This is a genomic window from Pseudomonas sp. TE3910, assembly GCF_056279025.1.
This window is the reverse complement of the sequence record NZ_JBWBQN010000001.1, coordinates 4,137,120-4,157,011: the sequence shown is the minus strand read 5'-3', so window position 1 is coordinate 4,157,011 and position 19,892 is coordinate 4,137,120. Positions and strand designations below refer to the sequence as shown.

Here is a 19,892-nt window from a genome sequence, read left to right as displayed (position 1 = left end):
TATGTTCCTGCGCCACTGCATTACCTTCAGCCTGATCGCCCTGCTCGCCGGCTGCGCCGGCTTCGGCTCCCGCGAAGCCCTTCAGGGCCAGGGCAGCCCACAATTGTGGCGCGAGCACAAACAACAGTTGAGCACCCTCGACGGCTGGCAGATCAAAGGCAAGGTGGGCATCCGCGCACCGAAAGACTCCGGTAGCGGCACCTTGTTCTGGCTGCAACGCCAGGATTATTACGATATTCGCTTGTCTGGCCCGCTGGGCCGGGGCGCCGCCCGCCTGACCGGTCATCCGGGCCAGGTCGTACTGGAAGTCGCCAACCAGGGACGCTTCGAGGCCCAGAGCCCGGAGACCTTGCTGGAGGAGCAATTGGGCTGGCAACTGCCAGTGTCGCATCTGGTCTGGTGGGTACGCGGCTTGCCCGCACCTGGCAGCAAGAGCCGCCTGACCCTGAGCGGTGACAGCCGCCTGGCCAGCCTCGACCAGGATGGCTGGAACGTCGAGTACCTGAGCTACATCCAGCAGAACGGTTACTGGCTGCCGGAACGCCTCAAGCTGCACGGCCAGAACCTGGACGTAACCCTGGTGGTCAAGGACTGGCAGCCACGCCAGCTGGGACACTGACATGCACGCGACCACCCTGACACTGCCGGCACCGGCCAAACTGAATCTGATGCTGCACATTCTGGGACGCCGCCCCGATGGCTATCACGAACTGCAGACCCTGTTTCAATTTCTCGACTACGGCGATGAGTTGTCTTTTGCCCTGCGAGAAGACGGCGAAATACGCCTGCACACCGAAATCGACAACGTTCCTCACGACAGCAACCTGATCGTGAAAGCTGCGCGAAAACTGCAGACACTTTCAGGCTGCAGCAAGGGCGTTGATATCTGGTTGAAAAAAATTCTACCCATGGGCGGCGGCATCGGTGGCGGCAGCTCAGATGCCGCAACCACTCTGCTCGGCCTCAACCATCTCTGGCAATTGGGCTGGAGTGAGGACCAACTGGCCGAACTGGGCCTGACCCTGGGCGCCGACGTCCCGGTTTTCGTCCGCGGTCACGCGGCATTCGCCGAAGGCGTGGGCGAAAAGCTCACCCCGGTAGATCCTGAGGAACCCTGGTATGTCGTGCTCGTCCCGCAAGTATTTGTAAGTACAGCGGAAATTTTTTCACATCCATTGTTGACACGTGATTCAGCGCCCATTAAGATGCGCCCCGTTCCCAAGGGAAACAGTCGAAATGACTGCCAACCGGTAGTAGAGCAGAGTTACCCAGAAGTACGTAACTCACTGAATTTGCTAAGCAAGTTCACTGAAGCTAGGCTTACCGGAACTGGAAGTTGTGTGTTTGGGGCCTTCCCAAGCAAAGCTGAAGCTGATAAAGTTTTGGCCCTTCTTACAGAGACCCAAACAGGGTTTGTAGCAAAGGGAAGCAACGTTTCGATGTTGCATCGCGCACTACAGAGTCTGCTCTAGGAATCGAGTGTTAGGCACTCGCAGCAACAGATACAGGGGCGTCGCCAAGCGGTAAGGCAGCAGGTTTTGATCCTGCCATGCGTTGGTTCGAATCCAGCCGCCCCTGCCATTTTCCTTATACTCATCCAGGTTACCCTCAGCCTTCAGGTACTGCGCGTGTCCAAGATGATGGTCTTTACGGGGAACGCCAACCCCGATCTGGCTCGGCGTGTCGTACGTCAGCTGCATATCCCACTGGGTGATGTTTCTGTCGGTAAGTTCTCCGACGGCGAAATCAGCACTGAGATTAATGAAAACGTCCGCGGTAAAGACGTATTTATCATTCAGCCGACTTGTGCGCCAACCAACGATAATCTGATGGAATTGGTAGTGATGGCTGACGCCTTCCGCCGTTCATCTGCCTCCCGAATCACCGCCGTGATTCCTTACTTCGGTTACGCCCGCCAAGATCGCCGTCCGCGTTCGGCGCGTGTTGCAATCAGCGCCAAAGTCGTTGCTGATATGCTCACCGTCGTTGGTATCGACCGTGTTCTCACTGTCGACCTGCACGCTGACCAGATCCAGGGTTTCTTCGATATTCCAGTAGATAACATCTACGGCTCCCCCGTTCTGGTGGATGACATCGAAGACCAGCGTTTCGAAAATCTGATGATTGTCTCCCCAGACATCGGTGGCGTCGTGCGTGCACGTGCTGTTGCCAAGTCGCTGGGCGTCGATCTCGGCATTATCGATAAACGCCGCGAGAAGGCCAACCACTCCGAAGTGATGCATATCATCGGTGATGTTGAGGGTCGTACTTGTATTCTGGTCGACGACATGGTCGATACCGCTGGCACCCTGTGCCACGCGGCCAAGGCCCTGAAAGAGCACGGCGCTGCCAAGGTTTACGCCTACTGCACGCACCCTGTTCTGTCGGGTCGGGCGATCGAGAATATCGAGAAATCCGTGCTGGACGAGCTGGTGGTGACCAACACCATCCCGCTGTCCGCCGCAGCTCAAGCCTGTGACCGTATCCGTCAACTGGATATCGCACCGGTCGTCGCAGAAGCGGTTCGCCGCATCAGCAACGAAGAATCGATCAGCGCGATGTTCCGCTAAGGGCCCTGCCCTTTTCGAGATCACGTTGACGTAAAGCGCCCCGCCCCAACACTGGTTGTTGGGGCGGGGCTTTTTTGCCAACCCCGCTTTGGCGCTGGTCGCAAACGCCAAATCGGAGAGGCTATTTTGGAGATACAAAATGACTGATTTCATCCTGAACGCCGAAGCGCGTAACGACCTGGGGAAAGGTGCGAGCCGCCGCCTGCGTCGTCTCGCCAGCCAAGTTCCTGCTGTTGTATACGGTGGCGACACTGCCCCTGTATCGGTCAGCATCCTGGCTAAAGAAATCGCCAAGCTGTTCGAAAACGAAGCTGCTTTCAGCCACGTTATCGAACTGAATGTCGACGGCGCCAAGCAGAACGTTGTTGTTAAAGCTCTGCAACGTCACCCATCGAAAGGCATCATCCTGCACGCCGACTTCGTTCGCGTTGTTGCTGGCCAGAAACTGACTGCCAAGGTTCCAGTTCACTTCGTAAACGAAGAAGCTGCAATCAAGAAAGGCGGCGAGATCTCCCACGTAGTGGCTGAAATCGAAGTTTCTTGCGAAGCCAAAGACCTGCCTGAGTTCATCACCGTTGACCTGGCTAACGCCGAAGTCGGCACCATCGTTCACCTGTCGGACCTGAAAGCTCCGAAAGGCGTCGAGTTCGTCGCACTGGCTCACGGCAACGACCTGGCAGTAGCCAACGTTCACGCTCCGCGTGTTGCGCCTGAAGCTGAAGGCGCTGCCGAGTAATTTTACTCAGCACGCCGGTGTTGCCCGGGCCACGCAGCCGTAACGCGTGGCCCACAACTCCAAGGAAGAGCCCCTGACGTGACCGCCATTCAACTGATCGTCGGCCTGGGAAACCCCGGCCCCGAATACGAACAGACCCGGCATAACGCAGGGGCTCTTTTCGTAGAACGCATCGCCAGCGCCCAGCGCGTCAACCTGACCGCTGACCGCAAGTATTTCGGCCTGACAGCCAAGTTCAGCTATCAGGGCAAAGACGTTCGTCTGCTGATACCCACCACGTACATGAACCGCAGCGGCCAAGCCGTCGCGGCACTGGCCGGTTTTTTCCGTATACCGCCAGAAGCCATCCTGGTGGCCCACGACGAACTCGACCTGCCTCCCGGCGTCGCCAAGCTCAAGCTCGGTGGCGGCCACGGCGGGCACAACGGCCTGCGCGACATCATCGCGCAGCTCGGCAATCAGAATAACTTTCACCGTCTGCGGCTTGGCATCGGCCACCCGGGTGACAGCAGCAAGGTGTCCGGTTTTGTCCTGGGCAAGGCGCCACGCGCCGAGCAGGAAAAACTGGATGCCAGTATCGATTTTGCCCTCGGCGTGCTGCCGGACATCCTCGCCGGCGATTGGACGCGTGCGATGAGAGAGCTGCACAGCCAGAAGGCCTGACTCCACGAAGAGGGATTCACCATGGGATTCAATTGCGGCATCGTCGGCCTGCCCAACGTCGGCAAATCCACCCTGTTCAACGCCTTGACCAAATCCGGTATCGCGGCAGAGAACTTCCCCTTCTGCACCATCGAGCCGAACAGCGGCATCGTACCGATGCCCGATGCACGCCTGGACGCCCTGGCTGCCATCGTCAAGCCTGAGCGGGTGCTGCCCACCACCATGGAATTCGTCGATATCGCAGGCCTTGTAGCCGGCGCCTCGAAAGGTGAAGGCCTGGGCAACAAGTTCCTCGCCAACATCCGCGAGACCGATGCCATCGCCCACGTGGTGCGCTGCTTCGAAGACGATAACGTGATTCACGTCTCCAACAGTGTCGACCCCAAGCGCGACATCGAAATCATCGACCTGGAACTGATCTTCGCCGACCTCGACAGCTGCGAGAAACAACTGCAGAAAGTCGCGCGTAACGCCAAAGGCGGTGACAAGGACGCCCTGGCCCAGAAAGCCATTCTGGAAAAGCTCATCCCGCACTTCTACCGAAGGCAAGCCTGCGCGCAGCCTGATGAAGCACATGGCGGATGACGAGAAAGCCCTGATCCGTGGCTTCCACCTGCTGACCAGCAAACCGGTCATGTACATCGCCAACGTGGCCGAAGACGGCTTCGAGAACAACCCGCACCTGGACGTGGTCAAGGCCATTGCCGAAGAAGAAGGCGCGATCGTGGTGCCGGTGTGCAACAAGATCGAAGCGGAAATCGCCGAACTGGACGACGGTGAAGAGAAGGACATGTTCCTTGAATCCCTCGGCCTGGAAGAGCCTGGCCTGAACCGTGTGATCCGCGCGGGCTACGCCCTGCTCAACCTGCAGACCTACTTCACCGCTGGCGTGAAGGAAGTACGCGCCTGGACCGTTCGCGTTGGCGCCACCGGCCCACAGGCTGCCGGCGTGATCCACACCGACTTCGAGAAAGGCTTCATCCGTGCCGAAGTGATCTCCTACGATGACTTCATCAAGTACAACGGCGAAGCCGGCGCGAAAGAAGCCGGTAAATGGCGCCTGGAAGGCAAGGACTACATCGTCAAAGATGGCGATGTGATGCACTTCCGCTTTAACGTCTAAGCCCGCACCACCCGATAAAACCGCGCCCTGGCGCGGTTTTATCGTTTATGGCGACTCAGTTCTGACCAATCGCGATCCCCCTGTGGGAGCGCGCTTGCCCGCGATCAAGACGAGATGCATCAGGCAGGCTGCGATGCAGTGTTCGCGGGCAAGCCTCTACCGCTCAGCGGCCAAACGCGCGGCACGGTTAGAGCCGCGGGCAAAGCACACAAACAGCCCTGCAACCGCCGCCAGGGCCATTGGCAGCCCATGGGGCGCCATGTCCATGGCCACACCACTGATCAGCGGCCCAATCAGGCTGCCAACGCCCCACAACAAGCCAACACTGGCATTGGCCGTAATCAGATCCTGCCCTTTGAATTGTTGCCCGATCAGCACCAGGGCGAGCGTATAGACGCCACCTGCAACCGCCCCCAACACGACAAGCATCGGCCAGAGCAGCCACGGTAGTTGCAACAGCCAAGGCAATGCCACGCCAATCAGCATCGCTACGACGCCACAGACCAGATGCACCATCGTGCGCTCGCAGCGGTCGGCCAACCAACCCAAGGGCAGTTGGAACACCATGTCGCCGGTCAGGATCACGGTGACCATCAACGCCGCAACGCCCAGGGCGAAGCCATGGCTGGAGGCATAGACAGGCAACAGCGAGAGGATCACCGCATCGAAGAAGGAAAAGAACAGCACGCCCATGCACAGGGCCGGTGCCACCTGGAAAAAGCCCGCCAGGGAAAAGCTCTTCTCGCCCTCCTCGCCATGCTCGACGTAGTCATCAGGCACCGTCCAGACAATGCAGGCCAGGGCCAGCAGGTAGCACAGGCTCACCACGATCGTTACCCACGGGCTTTGCGCGCCGAACAGCGCCAGCATGGTCGGCCCTGCCATCTGGAAACCGGTGAACGCCGTGGCGTACAACGCCATGACTTTGCCACGATTGTGCTCTTCACTCAGCTCATTGACCCAGGACTCGCCGAGAATGATCGCAATGCCCATACCGATCCCCAGCATCAGGCGTAACAGGCACAGCAGGTAGATCGAGGAGAACGCCACCTCGATCAGTGCGACGCTGAGGGCGCACATGCCGAAACTCAACAGGTAGATGGTACGGCGCGTCAGGTGCCGACAGCAGGCGTCGACCATAAACGCCGAGAGCATCATGCCCGCCGCGGGAATCGCCGACACAATGCCGATCTTGAGGGTACCGGCTCCGGCCTCGAACAGCCGCAGGGACACCAAGGGCAACGTCGCCCCCAGGCTCAGGCCAACAACAGAAACCGCGAACAAAAGGCCCGCCAGAAAACGCTTGTCCATCTTGACTCCAAACCCACTGATGCAGGAATAGCGATATCCCTGCACTCACACATGCAGACCACAAAGGCGTGTGTTCAATACGGACAAGCACGCGTGGCAACACCACGCCCGCGTCCGTCCTGTCAGTTCGGGCAGGCGGGCGGAGAGAAGGTAAAGGCGAACAGGACGCTACGCCGACGCTTGAGCACCGTATCGCTCGGCCAGTCACGCCTTACGGCCTGCATGACAGGCTGTATCAACGTGTAAGGGCGGGTGAAGCGGCTCATGGTTCGGCTACTGGAGAAAATGAAGGGCGGCACTCTAGGGGAAGCCTGCGCCGCCCGTCAATCGTTACGCCTGAGCAATAGCACCAAGGTCGGTAACGATTGGCAGCGCAGCCAGACCTCACTGCTTGCCTGAGGACGGCAGCAGGATCGCCAGCAGGCCGAACAGCGGCAGGTACGAGCAGAGGCTGTAGACGTACTCGATCCCATGGCTATCGGCCAGGTAGCCCAGCAGTGCCGCGCCGATACCGCCAAAGCCGAACATCAGGCCGAAGAAAATCCCGGCGATCATCCCGACATTACCCGGCACCAGCTCCTGGGCGTAAACCACGATGGCCGAAAAGGCCGAGGCCAGGATGAAGCCGATGATCATGCTGAGCACACTGGTCCAGAACAGATCGACATAAGGCAGCAGCAGGGTGAACGGTGCCACCCCGAGGATCGAAAACCAGATCACGGCCTTGCGCCCGATCCGGTCCCCAATCGGCCCACCGAAAAAGGTACCCGCCGCAACCGCACCGAGGAACAGGAACAGGTACAACTGCGAACTGGCGACCGAGAGGTCGAATTTTTCGATCAGGTAGAACGTGAAGTAGCTGGTGAAGCTGGACATATAGAAGTACTTGGAGAACACCAACAGCCCCAACACCACAAGGGCGCCGATGACCCGCTGACGGGAAAGGCCATGGCTCGCACGCTGACCCTGCTTGGCTTTGAACAGGTTCAGGTGCTCGCGGTACCAGCGGCTCAGCGCGTAGGTCACCAGCAAGGCAAATACCGCAAACAGACCGAACCAGGCCACATTGCCCTGCCCGAAGGGAATCACAATCGCCGCAGCCAACAACGGGCCAAACGCCGAACCTGCGTTACCCCCCACCTGGAAGGTCGACTGCGCCAACCCATAGCGGCCACCCGACGCCAGGCGGGCAATACGTGACGTCTCGGGGTGGAACGTCGAGGAGCCAATACCAATCAGCGCCGAGGCCAGCAGGATCATCGAGAAACTGCCGACAAACGCCAGCATCACAATACCGACCAGCGTACACAGCGTGCCCAGCGGCAACAGGTTGGGCATGGGTTTGCGGTCGGTGTAAAAGCCCACCCAAGGCTGCAGCAACGAGGCCGTGATCTGGAATGTCAGGGTAATCAAGCCGATCTGAGCAAAGCTCAGCCCATAATTAGCCTTGAGTAGCGGGTAGATCGACGGAAGCACGGCCTGGATCAGATCGTTGATCAAGTGCGCCAATGCGCAGGCGGCGATAATTCGCATAACCAGCGGGCTGCTTTGGGCGTTTGCCAAGGTAGAAGGCGAACTGGACTGGGCACTGCTCAAGGCCATGGGAATGCGTTCCATCCGGATAATTGGGATCCAATTATCCGGAATCCTTTAAGCAGAGCACCATGTTTTTCGTGTAATACAGGCGTAACAGGCCGAAATGCCTAAGCAATTGATCATGCGCGAATTTTTTTTAGAAACAGGTGTTGACAGATATCCGTTTCAGGCTAATAATGCGCGCCACTTGGCTACATAGCTCAGTTGGTTAGAGCATAGCATTCATAATGCTGGGGTCCGGGGTTCAAGTCCCTGTGTAGCCACCAAGTACTAAAAAGGGCTTACCGCAAGGTAAGCCCTTTTTTCTTGCCCGCAAAAAAGTACCAACCTCATCCCCGACAGCGCATAACACGCTGGCACCCCATCGATACCTTCTCAAGCCAACATCAAGCACCGAACAAGGCTAGCTTGCTCCACGCTAGCGAACACTGGCAAAGACCACCGCTACCCCAAGGCCAATCAAAGCCATGCCAATCACCTTGTCCACCAGCCCCTGACGATCGAGCATCGTGCGCCGCAGGGCATCGTTGGAAAAAAAGACGGCCACCAGGCTGAACCACACCCAATGGGCGAAGGACATGAAGAAGCCATAGCCAAAGTCAGTCGCCAACGAGCTGTCAGGCTGTACCACCTGGGTATAGGCACTGACCACAAAGAGCATGGTCTTGGGGTTCAGGGCGTTGGTCAGAAAGCCCGAGCGCAATGCAGCGAACACGCCCAGACGACTGGCGCCGTCATCATCCCCCAGCGCGATGCGTTGAGTGTTGGTGAAGGATTTATAACCCAGATAAATCAAGTAGCCCGCACCCAACGCCTTCATCGCCAGAAACAGCAGCGGTGATTGGCTGATGATCAACGCGATTCCCAGCACGGTGTACAACACATGCACCTGCACTCCGCAGGCAATCCCCAACGCCGCCATGAGACCAGCCCTGCGACCGAAGGCGTAGCTACTACGCGTGACCATGGCAAAGTCCGCACCGGGGCTGATCACCGCCAGAACGGTGAACAGGGCAACAGCAATCAATTCATTCACGTAAAGCGCCTCGATCAGCTAGTAAAATGCACAGATGCGCTCTGCTCAGGCGGCTAGCACCGACGCCATCGCAATGGATCCTTGTAGGAGCCGGGCTTGCCCGCGATGCAGGCGCCACGAACTCAAGGGCACCCCACCGACGCCATCGCAGGCAAGCCTGCTCCAACAAAGACCGAGCAGCCTGTAAGGAGCCGGGCTTACCCGCGATGCAGGCGCCACGAACTCAAGGGCACCCCACCGACGCCATCGCAGGCAAGCCTGCTCCAACAAAGACCGAGCAGCCTGTAGGAGCCGGGCTTGCCCGCGATGCAGGCACCACGAACTCAAGGGCACCCCACCGACGCCATCTCAGGCAAGCCTGCTCCAACAAAGACCGAGCAGCCTGTAGGAGCCGAGCTTGCCCGCGATGCAGTCGCCGCGAACGATGCAGTCGCCGCGAACTCAAGGGCACCCCACCGACGCCATCGCAGGCAAGCCTGCTCCAACAAAGACCGAGCAGCCTGTAGGAGCCGGGCTTACCCGCGATGCAGGCGCCACGAACTCAAGGGCACCCCACCGACGCCATCGCAGGCAAGCCTGCTCCAACAAAGACCGAGCAGCCTGTAGGAGCCGAGCTTGCCCGCGATGCAGGCGCCACGAACTCAAGGGCACCCCACCGACGCCATCTCAGGCAAGCCTGCTCCAACAAAGACCGAGCAGCCTGTAGGAGCCAAGCTTGCCCGCGATGCAGTCGCCGCGAACTCAAGGGCACCCCACCGACGCCATCGCAGGCAAGCCTGCTCCAACAAAGACCGAGCAGCCTGTAGGGAGCCGGGCTTACCCGCGATGCAGGCGCCACGAACTCAAGGGCACCCCACCGACGCCATCTCAGGCAAGCCTGCTCCAACAAAGACCGAGCAGCCTGTAGGAGCCGAGCTTGCCCGCGATGCAGTCGCCACGAACTCAAGGGCACCCCACCGACGCCATCGCAGGCAAGCCTGCTCCAACAAAGACCGAGCAGCCTGTAGGAGCCGGGCTTGCCCGCGATGCCGGCGCCGCGCACCCATTAAGCATGCCCCCCCTCCGCAGAACATCTGTTCTGTACGGTGCTTATTATCGAAAGCTTCGTTGTGGCTAAAAAGCGATTTATAGTGCGACAAATCCGCTAGTTTTCCTCACAGATATGAAGCTGCCCGCCCTCTCCGCCTTCCGCTATTTCGACGTCGCGGCGCAAACCGAAAGCTTCGTTCGCGCCGCCGAACTGCTGCACGTCACCCATGGTGCCGTCAGCCGGCAGGTGCGCTTGCTGGAGGAGTCCCTCGGGGTGCAGTTGTTTGAGCGACGCAACCGGGCGATTTTCCTCACGGCCGCCGGACGCGCCCTGCATGGCACCACCCAGTCGCTGTTCGAGCAGTTGGAAGGTGCGGTCTATCGCCTGCAACAACAGGCGCGGGAAAACGTTCTGGTGCTCTCCTGCGAGCCGACTATCGCCATGAAATGGCTGATTCCGCGCCTGCCGGAATTCCATGCCGAGCACCCAGACATCCACATCCATCTGGTGGCGGCCGGCGGCCCGGTGGATTTTATCGGCAGCGGTATTGACCTTGCGCTGCGCCGCGATGACTTCCCATGGAGCAAAGGCCTGGACGCCGTTAAGGTCTGTGACGAATACGTAGGCCCGGTGTGCAACAACGCCCTGGCCACACAGGGACTAGTCGGGCAACGACTGCTGCATACAGGCTCACGACCCAATGCCTGGAACACCTGGTTACGCCTGAGCAAGCAGTCAGCCCAGGACTGCAGCCGAGCCGACTATGAGCATTTCTACCTGTGCATCCAGGCAGCAGTGGCTGGCCTGGGCCTGGCAATGGCCTCGTTCCTGATGGTGCAGGACGAAATCGCGGCCGGGCAACTGCAGGCGCCTCAGGGCTTTATCAAGGACGGCTCAGCGTATTACCTGCTCTGCCCCCAGCCCATTGCCGAGCACGCTACATACCGACGCTTCGCTGACTGGATCACGGCGCAGTCGCAAGCCGCTGGCAATACGATGAACCTGAGCTGAAATCCCCACCCCAGGTCCGATAGCCGGCCGTATCGATGTGAATCCGCCCCGTAGGGTAGCGCCCCAATCCCATGTTCCAGGCAGCACCTTGGGTTTGCCAGAAACGGCACAACGACGCGGGATCAGTACCACGGGGCAGCAACAGGTCAACCGCAAAGGCGCGGGTGTGTGCACTGCCAACAGCGCCACCGGCACACGCATTGAGCGTGGGATTACGGTACGCCGAGACGACCTCGTAGCGGCGCAGGACGTGCTGATCATCCAGGGCCTTGAGCAGTTGCAGGGTCGAGCGTACGGCGGGCCATTGCCCCACAGGCGGTACCGCGAATGGCTCGGCAGCGCACAGCCGCCAGTCGCTGGCTGAGCGCAGCAACTCATGTATTGGAACCCTGCCATAGAGTCGCGCCTCGACCAGCATGCCACGGAACACTCGCGTCTCATGGTCGCCAGCCCAGAGGGCGAACATGCGCACGTCGCGCTCGTCGGCATACGCCCCAAACGTACCGAGCCACAGGCCCATCACTGGCAGCGCCACCTTGCGCCGTATCACCCGCATAAACGCTCCACTTCCCAAGCCCACAGAAATGCCTACAGTATGGCCTGACTAGCAAAAGGAGAGAGGCCACTGGCATGGAGTCAACTATGCGCAAAACCACTTTATTAACCCTGACGCTTGGGCTGTCTGCCTTGGCCCTGAGCACGACACCACAGGCCGATACCAGGGTCACCCTGGGTGATCAGCAACGGGTCAGCAGGTTGTTTGCCTACCCCAACAACTGCAGCGCTATCTGCTTCCGGGACTGGACGCTGGAACAGACCGTCGAGCACTACCTGAAGCAAAGCGTAGCGCGAGACGGCTACACCCAAGCGACGGTCCGGGTGGGGCGCGACAATGGCACCCTGTATGCCGATATTACAGACGTCCCCAGCACCTACGGCGAACCGCTGACGCGCCTGCTCGACAATGGCGAACTCGCCTACCAGGGCGCCAGCCAGCTCAACCGCGACGGCAAGTGGGCCTACAACTGGCTGCTGTTCCTGCCACTGGGCATGGCCCTGGAAAATCGCCGCAGCATCGAGTTGCTGCACTTTCCGCCAGACTATTCGCTGACCCAGGCGCAAGATTACCTGCGCTCGAACACCACTGACCGCTGGGCGTACCTGTTGAGTGTCAACGGTGTACCTGTGGATAACACGCCGGCCTTCCAGACCATCGTCGACATTGCCCCGATTGCCGCCCCTGCCTCTGCCGGCAAAGCGCTTGAGGGTGTCTACGGGTACTTCAACGACTACCAGACGAGCATGGTCAAGGCGGTTACCCGCAACGCCAATGGGGATTCACTGCCGATGGTGGCATTTGGTTCACCGGTACGTACCTGGGTGGAGCAAACCTATGGCCAACGCGTCAACGTACTGGGGCTGGTGAACATCAGCCCGACGACAGGGCAACGCGTGCCGGTACTGGGCTCAAACCACCCCAGCGCCATTTGGTACACCGCAGACAAAGCCAACCACGCAGGCGATCAGGACCAGGCAGACGCGGCGGGTTTGAAGATGATGGGCCAGGACCTCAGCGCCGCCTGCTGGCAGGCCGGCATGGGCAGCAACCCCAAGGCCGATGCCGAGGCCACGCTGAATGCCTGCACGCAAAAATGGCAGGTCACCGCGAAGACGCAGACCTGTGAGCTGTTCTACCGTTCAATTCGGGAAATGACCCCGGAGCAGGCCGCAGCCAAATGCAACACCGATGCGGTAAGGCGCAGCTTGCAAACGCTGCAACAGCCTCTGGAAGAGATCTGATCGCTCAAGCCTCATTGCCGGCCAACGCCGACAATGAGGCTACAGGGCTCAGTCCTGTGGGCGCAGGCGATACTGCGGCGGCAACTGCTCAAAGCCGCTGATGGTGGTGTTGAGGCTCTTCCAGCGGCCATCCTTGATGCCGTAGATGCAGCCATGCACCGACAGGCTCTGCCCACGATGCCAGGCGTTTTGAACGATGCTGGTATGAGCAACGTTAGCCACCTGCTGAATCACGTTCAGCTCACACAGGCGGTCGACCTGCTCTTCCTCGGTGGCCAACTGCGAAAGCGCCACGCGGTTCTCGTAGTAAAGGTCACGGATCGAACGCAGCCAGCCGTCGATCAGGCCCAACTGGCGATCCTGCATCGAGGCCCGCACACCGCCACAGCCATAGTGGCCGGTGACCAGAATATGTTTGACCTTGAGTACGTCTACTGCGTACTGGATCACCGACAGGCAGTTCAGGTCGGTGTGCAGCACCACGTTGGCGACATTACGGTGAACAAACAGATCGCCCGGCAGCATGCCGACGATTTCGTTGGCCGGCACCCGCGCATCAGAGCAGCCGATCCACAGGAATTCAGGCGTTTGCTGGCGTGCCAGCTTGGCGAAAAACTCCGGATCTTCCTGTTTGATTGCATCAGCCCAGCGGGCGTTGTTATCAATCAGTTCTTGTAGGTCGTGCATGTTCAAGCCTCATAGATGATCCGCAGTCTCTGACAGGCGCCACGCCGAACAGGTCACGCGCAGCATGGAACTGCCTTCAGTCGATCAACGTGCAGGCCATCACCAGCGCATCCTCGCGACCACCAGCAATGGGGTAATAATCTCGACGCCGACCCACTTCGTTGAAGCCGTAGCGCTCGTACAACCGGTAGGCAGACTGGTTGCTGGCGCGCACCTCGAGGAAACACTCCCGACCGTTGAGCTCGTAGGCACGTTTCATCAGGTGTTCGAGCAAGCGCAGGCCCAGGCCGCGCCCCTGACTCTCCGGCTTGACGGTGATGTTGAGCAGGTGCGCCTCATCGATGATCACGTTGATCACCCCGTGCCCAACCTGTTGCCCACCCTCGAACATCAACCAGATTTCATAGGATTTTAGCCCGTCGAGGAAAATCCCTCGGGTCCAGGGGTGGCTGAAGGCGGCATATTCGATCTTCAGTACGGCATCCAGGTCCGCCTCGGTCATCCGACGAAAACTGATTGTGTCACTCATCGCTTGGTTTCCAGCGCGCCATCAGCCGACGCATGGCTTTCCAGACGTCCGCCTTGCGTTGCGGCTCGTCCATCAACACTTCAAGGCCCGGCAAGGCCCAGGCATGCCCCAGGCCCTCGACCGGTAATTCACGGTAAAAGGCCTGCTCGTCGGCCTCCCCGGCAAAGCGCACGGCAGGCAGACCAACCAGCCACAGGCAGGCGCACGGAGCGTCTTCCAGGCGGGCCTGGATAAAGCCCTGCACGAAGTCACGGGCCGCCTCCGGCCCCTGGTCAAGGTTGCCACGCACCAACAGTGGCCAGCGCACGGGCTCACCGATGATCTGCGGGCTGTCTGGCAAGCCTGCAGCACGCAACATGTCCTTGAGCAGCAAGTAGGACGGATCGCGACTCTGGAACGGTTCGCCAGTGGCCAACTCGACCAACACCAGGCAACGCCCTGCACGTAGCAATTGCAAGGCGAAACGCGGCGGCGGAACGACAGCCGCCTTGACCGGCGCTACCGCCTCCTCGGCCTCTTCCAGCGGCTTGCTGGCAGCTCGCGGGGTGGTGCTGGGGCGCGGGATCTCGATTTTCTGCCGCTCAACCGGCTTGCTCACCGGCACAACGACGGGGGCGGTCTGTTGCACGGGCGAATGTGCAACCTCCTCCACCAGCGGCTCCAACGGCAGCAAGAGTTCAGGGCGCGACGGCGCAGCGAACGGCAGTTCGGCACGCGGCAGCCAAGGCACTACTTGCATGGCATTGAGGTAAGCGCGGCGGCGGGACTCGGTGAGCAAAGGTCGGCCATCTGTGGATAAGTCAGGGCCCACATTCTACCGCCCTTCGCTGCCCGGCGCCGCAGTTGATCGGCAGAAATCCGCCCGAGAATACCCACAAGCGATCAAGGGGTGAATCGACAACCGCATGATGCAGTACAATCGGCGCTTTTATTTGGCAGCGAGTCGACCCGCCAATGATCGAACCCAAACGCGTCCTGCGCGCCCTAGCCGAACACTGGGCCTTGCTCGAGCCGTTGTGCGAGCGCTTCGACCAGGGCACCCTGAGCCTGGCAGAACTGCGCCTGCAACTGGCGACCCAGCAGCTGGAAAGCACGCCGCAAGACATCACCAACCTGCTCGATGTGTGGATTCGCCTGGATATTCTGGTGCCCGTGGCCAAAAGCCCGAACCGTTTTGAACTGAATGCCCAGATCCACGATTTCCTCGCCTACCTGCGCCGCGAGCACCGCCTTGGCCTGTGCCTGGAAATCGAAGCCTACCTGCGCCACCTCGAGCGTCTGGCCGGGCACATCCAGGACGCCTTCGACATTCGCGACGGCAATGACCTCGCACGCCAACTGCGCCTGCTCGACATGCGGGTGCGTGACGTTCTGAAAAAGCTCGACAACGACGAACAGGCACTGGTGGCCGTGGCCGAACGGGCCAAGACCAGCGACCGGCAGATTCCCCTGCGCCAGCGTTACGCTGAAGTTCTCGCGACCTGGGACGAGTACGTCGAGCCGATGATCCAACTGGTCAACGCCGACGGCGCCTTCGAGCAGGGTGTACGCAAGGTCGAGACCGTGCTGTTGCGCCTGCTTGGCGAACAGGCACGCCTGGGCCAACTGGTCGACGACGACATGCTGCTGCGCACCCATGCCCGCATCCTGGAAATGCAAACCAGCGCGCAACTGACACTGCGTCATGCCCGCGAACTGCTGCTGCCCCTGCGTGAAGAAGCGCGCCGACACAACGCCGTGACCCGAGGCGCGGCACTGGCCCTGTCGGTGATCCGCCGCAAAGGCCTGGACGCCGTACCACACGCGGCAATGCCCCTGTTCACCCGGCCGCAGAGCACTTTCCTCGGCAGCGCCAGCCAGGTGGAAGCCTATGTCTATGCCTTGGCCCGCTTCGAGCCCAAGCCGGCGCAGTTCCCCAAGGCGCACAAGAACCAGAAGGGCGAACCGCCGCGCGCACCGCGCACGGTCAAGGAAATGCTCGAACGCTGTACCGACGCCCTGCCAATGCCAGACCTGATGACCTGGCTGCTGGAGCAGGAGCCCGAAGGCGCCACCGACGAATTGCTGTACTGGTTCTCGCGCCTGTCGCGGGAAAAGCGCTTTACCCGCGAACGCCTTGAGCGCCGTGACTACCACACCCGCGAGCACCAGGTCAGCCTGCGCTCATTCGCCCTGACGTCCAGCCGCGAAACGCCGCTGGAGCCTACTGCGAGCACCTCACATGCATCTTGATCTTTCCGAACTGTCCCAGCTCGCGCCGATCTTCCGCGAGCTGTTCAAAGGCTTCCACATCAGCCGCCGCGACCCAGAGCTTTACGCTCAACTGTCGAACTTTCAGGACCAGTACCGCGGCCTGTTCAGGGCCTTGGGGTTCGAGCTGGTCTGCGATACCCGTGGTTTCTACTACTTCGTCCCCGAGCAAGCCGCCGCGCAAGTAAACAAGACCGCCCAACGCCTCTCGCTGTTCACCTTCATTTTGGTAGAGCACCTGGCCGACCAGGGGCGAGACCCGATCGCCGTGCTGGATGGCGGCAGCCTGGGCCGTGATGAGCTGCCGTCGCTGCTGGAGAAATACCGCGACCTGTTCATCCAGGCTGAAGTCCAGACACCAGAGGAACTGGAAGAAAAGATCATGCGGCGCATGACCCAACTCGGGTTTGCCAGCGAAGAGAATGGTATCTACCGCTTCCTGCCGCCGATGCACCGTTTCCTCGACGTGTGCCTGTCGGTCCAGCAGGACCGCGACCTGGCCGCCAGCCTGCACAGCGCGTTGCCACTGCCAACGCCCGTGCTGGTCGACGAAGACAGCGACGAGAAACTGCTCAAGACTGACGACCCGCTTGATCTGGGCCCGTTCGACGATCTGGACGAAACCGAAGAAGAGGCCCTGGCCCGCGCCATCGCCGAAGAGCAACAGGAGATTGATGCATGAGCCAGGAACGCTACGGCATCCGCCGCTTTGCACTGCTCAACACTGCCGGCTACAGCCTCGGTCTGTTCCCGCTGGAGCACCCGCTGTCGGTCTACGGCGCCAACAACCTGGGCAAGAGTGCGTCGATCAACGCCCTGCAGTTCCCGATCCTGGCACGCATGTCGGACATGAGCTTCGGCAAGTACAGCCTGGAGCAGTCGCGGCGTTTCTACTTCGCCAGCGACACCAGCTACATCCTCTGTGAAGTCTCATTGCCCCACGGCCCGCACGTGATCGGCGTGGTCGGACGGGGCCCGGGTGGCGGTTTCGGTCACCAGTTCTTCGCCTATGCCGGCGAGCTGGACCTGGCTCACTACCAGAAGAACGACACCTGCCTGCGCCAGAAAGAGCTCTTCAGCAACCTCGAGCGCAATGGCCTGAAGGCTTACGAACTCAAGCCTGACGAGCTGCGTCGACTGCTGGTCGGCGGGCACACGTCGGTGCCGCTGGACTTGACCCTGATTCCCTTGCGCTCCACCAGTGAACAGAGCCTGAAGACCTTCCGCGCACTGTTCATCAACCTGCTGCACATGCGCGAAATCACTGCGGCCAAACTCAAGCAACTGTTCCTCGATGCCTTCGAGCACAGCCTGCGCTCGGGCAGCGTCGACTATATCGCGGCCTGTGAAGAAGCCTTCCGCGACGTACGCCGCATGGAGCAGGACTACAACGCCCTGGTCTCAGCCGGCCCACTGGTCGAGGCCTTGGCCAACGGCGTAACCCAGCGTGACATTCTGCGCGGCAAACTGCACCGCCTGTCTCCCCTGCTCGACTCGCTGCTGGGTACCTGGCAGGACTACGCGATGGCCCGCAAGGAAGAACTGGTCATCCAGTCTGAACACTACCGCAACGAGCAGGACGCCCTGCAGAACAATCAACGCGGTGGTACCCAGGAACTGATGCGTCTGGAGCGCGAAATCACCGGCATCCAGCGCTGGCTGGGCGAGTTGTCAGTGCTCAAGCACCGCTTTGCCCTGATCGATGACGTCAAGGTCCTGGAACAGCAACTGTTGGCAGCCAAGGACGCCCACGATGAACTGGCCGGCGCCCTCGCCCAGTCACGGCAGTTCAGTGCCGAAGACCTTGAAGAACGCCTGCGCGACCTGGAAAAACGACTGAAGTCGGTCAAGCAGCAACTCGACCACGCCGACAACAACAGCTATGCCCGCCTGCGCGAAGAGTTCTCGCAACAGGACGTCGAGCGCCTGATGCGTCTGTTCAACGGCGCCCTGTTCAGCCTGCCCCTGGGCGAACGTGGCATCGAACTGGACGACAGCGAACTGTGGGTCAAATCCCTGGAAGCGGTACTTGAACGCTTCAAGGGCGAGCGCTTTGAAGTGCCGGGCCTGTCTATCGACCTGTCGCATATTGAACCCCCTGCGCTGCAGGCACTGGCCGACCGCGCGGCCCTGCGCGACCAGAAAGAGCGCCTGGAAAAAGAGCTCAAACAGCTCAAGACGCAACAGGCCGTCGCTGCCGACCGCGCTGCCAGCAAGACCCAGACCGAAGCCCTGTACCAACAGGTACTGGACGCTCAAAAAGCCCTGGAAGACTACCGCCGCGCGCAGACACTGAGCGCCGAAGAAGGCGAAAAACTCGAGCAGCTCGCGCAACTGGAGGCGGCTCAGGACGAACTCAAGCGCTCCAGCGACGCCTTCACCGAACGCGTCCAGCAGTTGTCGGCCAAGCTGCAACTGGTCGGCCGGCAGATCGCTGACATGGAAGCCAAGCAACGCACCCTTGACGATGCCCTGCGGCGCCGCCAACTGCTGCCGGCTGACCTGCCATTCGGCACCCCGTTCATGGAGCCGGTGGACGACTCGATGGACAACCTGCTGCCGCTGCTCAACGACTACCAGGACAGCTGGCAGGGCTTGCTGCGCTGCGATGGCCAGATCGAAGCGCTGTACGCCCAGGTACGCCTCAAGGGCGTGGCCAAGTTCGACAGCGAAGACGACATGGAGCGCCGCCTGCAACTGCTGATCAACGCCTACGCCCACCGCCAGGACGAAGCCCTGACCCTGGGCAAGGCCCGCCGCGCCGCAGTCACCGACATCGCCCGAACCCTGCGCAACATCCGCAGCGACTACGACAGCCTTGAACACCAGCTGGCGTTGTTCAACCGCGAGATCAACAAGCGCCAGGTATCGAACCTGCAGAGCTTCCGCATTGTTCTGGCACCGAACAAGGAAGCGCTCAAGCACATCGATCAGATTATCCACAGCGCCGGTCAATATGAGGAAGGCGAGACGCTGTCGGTGTTTGACCTGAGCCAGAGTGCCGAGCAGGACAACAAGAACGAGGAAGCCAAGGAGTACCTGGCACGCCTGGTGGCCGCCAACCACAACCAATTGGGCCTCAAGGACCTGTTCGAGCTGGCGTTCGAGATTACCAAGGTCGGTGGTCAGCCAGTGATCCATACCGACATCGACGGCGCCGCCTCCAACGGCACCACCATGACCATCAAGGCACTGACCAACATGTACTTGTTGCTGCACTTGATGGACCGTGACCTGGCGGGTCGCGTACGCCTGCCGTACTACCTGGACGAGGCCGCCGACATCGACGAGCGCAACCAGGCGGCGCTGCTGGAGACCAGCCTGCAACTGGGCTTTGTGCCGATTCTGGCCAGCGTCAAGCCGCAAGTCTCAGCCAAGGTGGCCATTGACCTGGAAGGTGGCAGCGGGCCGAACGGGATCTACATCGATGAAGCGGACTGGAAATTCATCAGCCGCCACGAAGAGGTCAAGGCGGTAGCACACGAAGAGGACGCGGTTTCAGCGTAGTGGCGCCATCGCAGGCATCCGTGGAAACACGGCTTGCCTGCGA

19 protein-coding genes, 2 tRNA genes and 1 pseudogene are annotated in these 19,892 nt (G+C 60.5%); 14 read left to right on the top strand and 8 right to left on the bottom strand.

The features are described 5' to 3' along the window. Position 1 precedes the first annotated feature (1 nt). From lolB to ychF, 7 genes and pseudogenes are all read left to right on the top strand, one after another. Positions 2 to 619: a lipoprotein insertase outer membrane protein LolB gene (gene lolB / locus ACZ9H3_RS18960; protein WP_476221968.1), complete on the top strand. Its 618-nt coding sequence runs from the start codon at positions 2 to 4 to the stop codon at positions 617 to 619. Between the two features lies 1 nt (position 620). Then, positions 621 to 1,472 carry a 4-(cytidine 5'-diphospho)-2-C-methyl-D-erythritol kinase gene (gene ispE, locus ACZ9H3_RS18955; protein WP_330521926.1) on the top strand — a complete coding sequence of 284 codons (852 nt, stop codon included), beginning with the start codon at positions 621 to 623 and terminating at the stop codon, positions 1,470 to 1,472. Positions 1,473 to 1,506: 34 nt separating this feature from the next. Next, positions 1,507 to 1,581: transfer RNA gene (locus tag ACZ9H3_RS18950), tRNA-Gln, on the top strand. 47 nt (positions 1,582 to 1,628) lie between these two features. Beyond that, positions 1,629 to 2,570: a ribose-phosphate pyrophosphokinase gene (locus ACZ9H3_RS18945; protein ID WP_099773531.1), complete on the top strand. Its 942-nt coding sequence runs from the start codon at positions 1,629 to 1,631 to the stop codon at positions 2,568 to 2,570. A gap of 139 nt (positions 2,571 to 2,709) precedes the next feature. Continuing rightward, complete coding sequence (locus tag ACZ9H3_RS18940; protein WP_330521925.1) at positions 2,710 to 3,306, top strand: 50S ribosomal protein L25/general stress protein Ctc; 597 nt, start codon at positions 2,710 to 2,712, stop codon at positions 3,304 to 3,306. 78 nt (positions 3,307 to 3,384) lie between these two features. Next, on the top strand, positions 3,385 to 3,969 hold the full coding sequence (pth, locus tag ACZ9H3_RS18935) for an aminoacyl-tRNA hydrolase (protein WP_065761926.1): 585 nt from the start codon (positions 3,385 to 3,387) through the stop codon (positions 3,967 to 3,969). A 21-nt stretch (positions 3,970 to 3,990) separates the two neighbouring features. Continuing rightward, positions 3,991 to 5,092: pseudogene (gene ychF / locus ACZ9H3_RS18930) on the top strand (redox-regulated ATPase YchF). A gap of 156 nt (positions 5,093 to 5,248) precedes the next feature. On the opposite strand, the gene ACZ9H3_RS18925 reads toward ychF, so the two are convergent. Beyond that, positions 5,249 to 6,403, bottom strand: a complete 1,155-nt coding sequence (locus tag ACZ9H3_RS18925; protein ID WP_065760604.1) for an MFS transporter — start codon at positions 6,401 to 6,403, stop codon at positions 5,249 to 5,251. A 122-nt stretch (positions 6,404 to 6,525) separates the two neighbouring features. Then, a complete protein-coding gene (locus ACZ9H3_RS18920) occupies positions 6,526 to 6,669 on the bottom strand; it encodes a hypothetical protein (protein WP_189395562.1) in 144 nt (47 codons plus the stop codon). On the opposite strand from ACZ9H3_RS18920, the gene ACZ9H3_RS18915 reads away from it, so the two are divergent. Then, positions 6,668 to 6,802 (top strand): hypothetical protein, encoded by a 135-nt coding sequence (locus ACZ9H3_RS18915; protein WP_476221962.1) that lies wholly within the window; start codon positions 6,668 to 6,670, stop codon positions 6,800 to 6,802. The two genes, ACZ9H3_RS18920 and ACZ9H3_RS18915, sit on opposite strands and share 2 nt — an antisense overlap. Here the strand turns inward: ACZ9H3_RS18915 and ACZ9H3_RS18910 are convergent. Continuing rightward, positions 6,788 to 8,005: an MFS transporter gene (locus ACZ9H3_RS18910; protein WP_476221960.1), complete on the bottom strand. Its 1,218-nt coding sequence runs from the start codon at positions 8,003 to 8,005 to the stop codon at positions 6,788 to 6,790. The genes ACZ9H3_RS18915 and ACZ9H3_RS18910 overlap by 15 nt on opposite strands. 183 nt (positions 8,006 to 8,188) lie before the next feature. On the opposite strand from ACZ9H3_RS18910, the gene ACZ9H3_RS18905 reads away from it, so the two are divergent. After that, a tRNA-Met gene (locus ACZ9H3_RS18905) sits at positions 8,189 to 8,265 on the top strand. A 152-nt stretch (positions 8,266 to 8,417) separates the two neighbouring features. On the opposite strand, the gene ACZ9H3_RS18900 is transcribed toward ACZ9H3_RS18905, so the two are convergent. Continuing rightward, positions 8,418 to 9,035, bottom strand: coding sequence for a LysE family translocator (locus ACZ9H3_RS18900; protein WP_476221958.1), 618 nt, complete (start codon positions 9,033 to 9,035; stop codon positions 8,418 to 8,420). Between the two features lie 1,162 nt (positions 9,036 to 10,197). Here ACZ9H3_RS18900 and ACZ9H3_RS18895 point away from each other — a divergent pair. Beyond that, positions 10,198 to 11,076: a LysR substrate-binding domain-containing protein gene (locus tag ACZ9H3_RS18895; protein WP_102051833.1), complete on the top strand. Its 879-nt coding sequence runs from the start codon at positions 10,198 to 10,200 to the stop codon at positions 11,074 to 11,076. On the opposite strand, the gene ACZ9H3_RS18890 is transcribed toward ACZ9H3_RS18895, so the two are convergent. Continuing rightward, positions 11,030 to 11,596 carry a D-Ala-D-Ala carboxypeptidase family metallohydrolase gene (locus ACZ9H3_RS18890; RefSeq protein WP_476222798.1) on the bottom strand — a complete coding sequence of 189 codons (567 nt, stop codon included), beginning with the start codon at positions 11,594 to 11,596 and terminating at the stop codon, positions 11,030 to 11,032. The two genes, ACZ9H3_RS18895 and ACZ9H3_RS18890, sit on opposite strands and share 47 nt — an antisense overlap. Positions 11,597 to 11,718: 122 nt before the next feature. Here ACZ9H3_RS18890 and ACZ9H3_RS18885 point away from each other — a divergent pair, with 122 nt between their 5' ends. Further along, on the top strand, positions 11,719 to 12,876 hold the full coding sequence (locus tag ACZ9H3_RS18885) for a hypothetical protein (RefSeq protein ID WP_476221955.1): 1,158 nt from the start codon (positions 11,719 to 11,721) through the stop codon (positions 12,874 to 12,876). 48 nt (positions 12,877 to 12,924) lie between these two features. On the opposite strand, the gene can is transcribed toward ACZ9H3_RS18885, so the two are convergent. From can to ACZ9H3_RS18870, 3 genes are all read right to left on the bottom strand, one after another. Next, positions 12,925 to 13,563 carry a carbonate dehydratase gene (can, locus tag ACZ9H3_RS18880; RefSeq protein WP_065760608.1) on the bottom strand — a complete coding sequence of 213 codons (639 nt, stop codon included), beginning with the start codon at positions 13,561 to 13,563 and terminating at the stop codon, positions 12,925 to 12,927. Positions 13,564 to 13,639: 76 nt separating this feature from the next. Next, entirely contained in the window at positions 13,640 to 14,092 is a 453-nt protein-coding gene (gene rimI / locus ACZ9H3_RS18875; RefSeq protein WP_099773507.1) for a ribosomal protein S18-alanine N-acetyltransferase, read from the bottom strand. Continuing rightward, positions 14,085 to 14,870, bottom strand: a complete 786-nt coding sequence (locus tag ACZ9H3_RS18870) for an energy transducer TonB (RefSeq protein ID WP_099773506.1) — start codon at positions 14,868 to 14,870, stop codon at positions 14,085 to 14,087. Before ACZ9H3_RS18870 ends, rimI begins: the two co-directional genes overlap by 8 nt. Before the next feature lie 176 nt (positions 14,871 to 15,046). Between ACZ9H3_RS18870 and mksB the strand changes: the two genes are divergently transcribed. The 3 genes from mksB to mksF are packed head-to-tail and all read left to right on the top strand — an operon-like array spanning position 15,047 to position 19,849. Beyond that, on the top strand, positions 15,047 to 16,324 hold the full coding sequence (gene mksB, locus ACZ9H3_RS18865) for an Mks condensin complex protein MksB (protein ID WP_065760611.1): 1,278 nt from the start codon (positions 15,047 to 15,049) through the stop codon (positions 16,322 to 16,324). Next, on the top strand, positions 16,314 to 17,024 hold the full coding sequence (gene mksE / locus ACZ9H3_RS18860) for an Mks condensin complex protein MksE (RefSeq protein WP_065760612.1): 711 nt from the start codon (positions 16,314 to 16,316) through the stop codon (positions 17,022 to 17,024). The genes mksB and mksE overlap by 11 nt, the downstream gene beginning before the upstream one ends. Beyond that, entirely contained in the window at positions 17,021 to 19,849 is a 2,829-nt protein-coding gene (gene mksF / locus ACZ9H3_RS18855) for an Mks condensin complex protein MksF (protein ID WP_099773505.1), read from the top strand. The genes mksE and mksF overlap by 4 nt, the downstream gene beginning before the upstream one ends. Positions 19,850 to 19,892 lie beyond the last annotated feature (43 nt).

Coding starts and splice junctions, on each gene's coding strand:
- ACZ9H3_RS18940 (WP_330521925.1), top strand. CDS start 2,710: ATGACTGATTTCATCCTGAACGCCGAAGCGCGTAACGACCTGGGGAAA.
- ACZ9H3_RS18925 (WP_065760604.1), bottom strand. CDS start 6,403: ATGGACAAGCGTTTTCTGGCGGGCCTTTTGTTCGCGGTTTCTGTTGTT.
- mksF (WP_099773505.1), top strand. CDS start 17,021: ATGAGCCAGGAACGCTACGGCATCCGCCGCTTTGCACTGCTCAACACT.
- ACZ9H3_RS18885 (WP_476221955.1), top strand. CDS start 11,719: ATGCGCAAAACCACTTTATTAACCCTGACGCTTGGGCTGTCTGCCTTG.
- mksE (WP_065760612.1), top strand. CDS start 16,314: ATGCATCTTGATCTTTCCGAACTGTCCCAGCTCGCGCCGATCTTCCGC.
- ACZ9H3_RS18890 (WP_476222798.1), bottom strand. CDS start 11,596: ATGGGCCTGTGGCTCGGTACGTTTGGGGCGTATGCCGACGAGCGCGAC.
- rimI (WP_099773507.1), bottom strand. CDS start 14,092: ATGAGTGACACAATCAGTTTTCGTCGGATGACCGAGGCGGACCTGGAT.
- can (WP_065760608.1), bottom strand. CDS start 13,563: ATGCACGACCTACAAGAACTGATTGATAACAACGCCCGCTGGGCTGAT.
- ACZ9H3_RS18910 (WP_476221960.1), bottom strand. CDS start 8,005: ATGGCCTTGAGCAGTGCCCAGTCCAGTTCGCCTTCTACCTTGGCAAAC.
- ACZ9H3_RS18895 (WP_102051833.1), top strand. CDS start 10,198: ATGAAGCTGCCCGCCCTCTCCGCCTTCCGCTATTTCGACGTCGCGGCG.
- lolB (WP_476221968.1), top strand. CDS start 2: ATGTTCCTGCGCCACTGCATTACCTTCAGCCTGATCGCCCTGCTCGCC.
- ispE (WP_330521926.1), top strand. CDS start 621: ATGCACGCGACCACCCTGACACTGCCGGCACCGGCCAAACTGAATCTG.
- ACZ9H3_RS18920 (WP_189395562.1), bottom strand. CDS start 6,669: ATGAGCCGCTTCACCCGCCCTTACACGTTGATACAGCCTGTCATGCAG.
- ACZ9H3_RS18915 (WP_476221962.1), top strand. CDS start 6,668: ATGGTTCGGCTACTGGAGAAAATGAAGGGCGGCACTCTAGGGGAAGCC.
- mksB (WP_065760611.1), top strand. CDS start 15,047: ATGATCGAACCCAAACGCGTCCTGCGCGCCCTAGCCGAACACTGGGCC.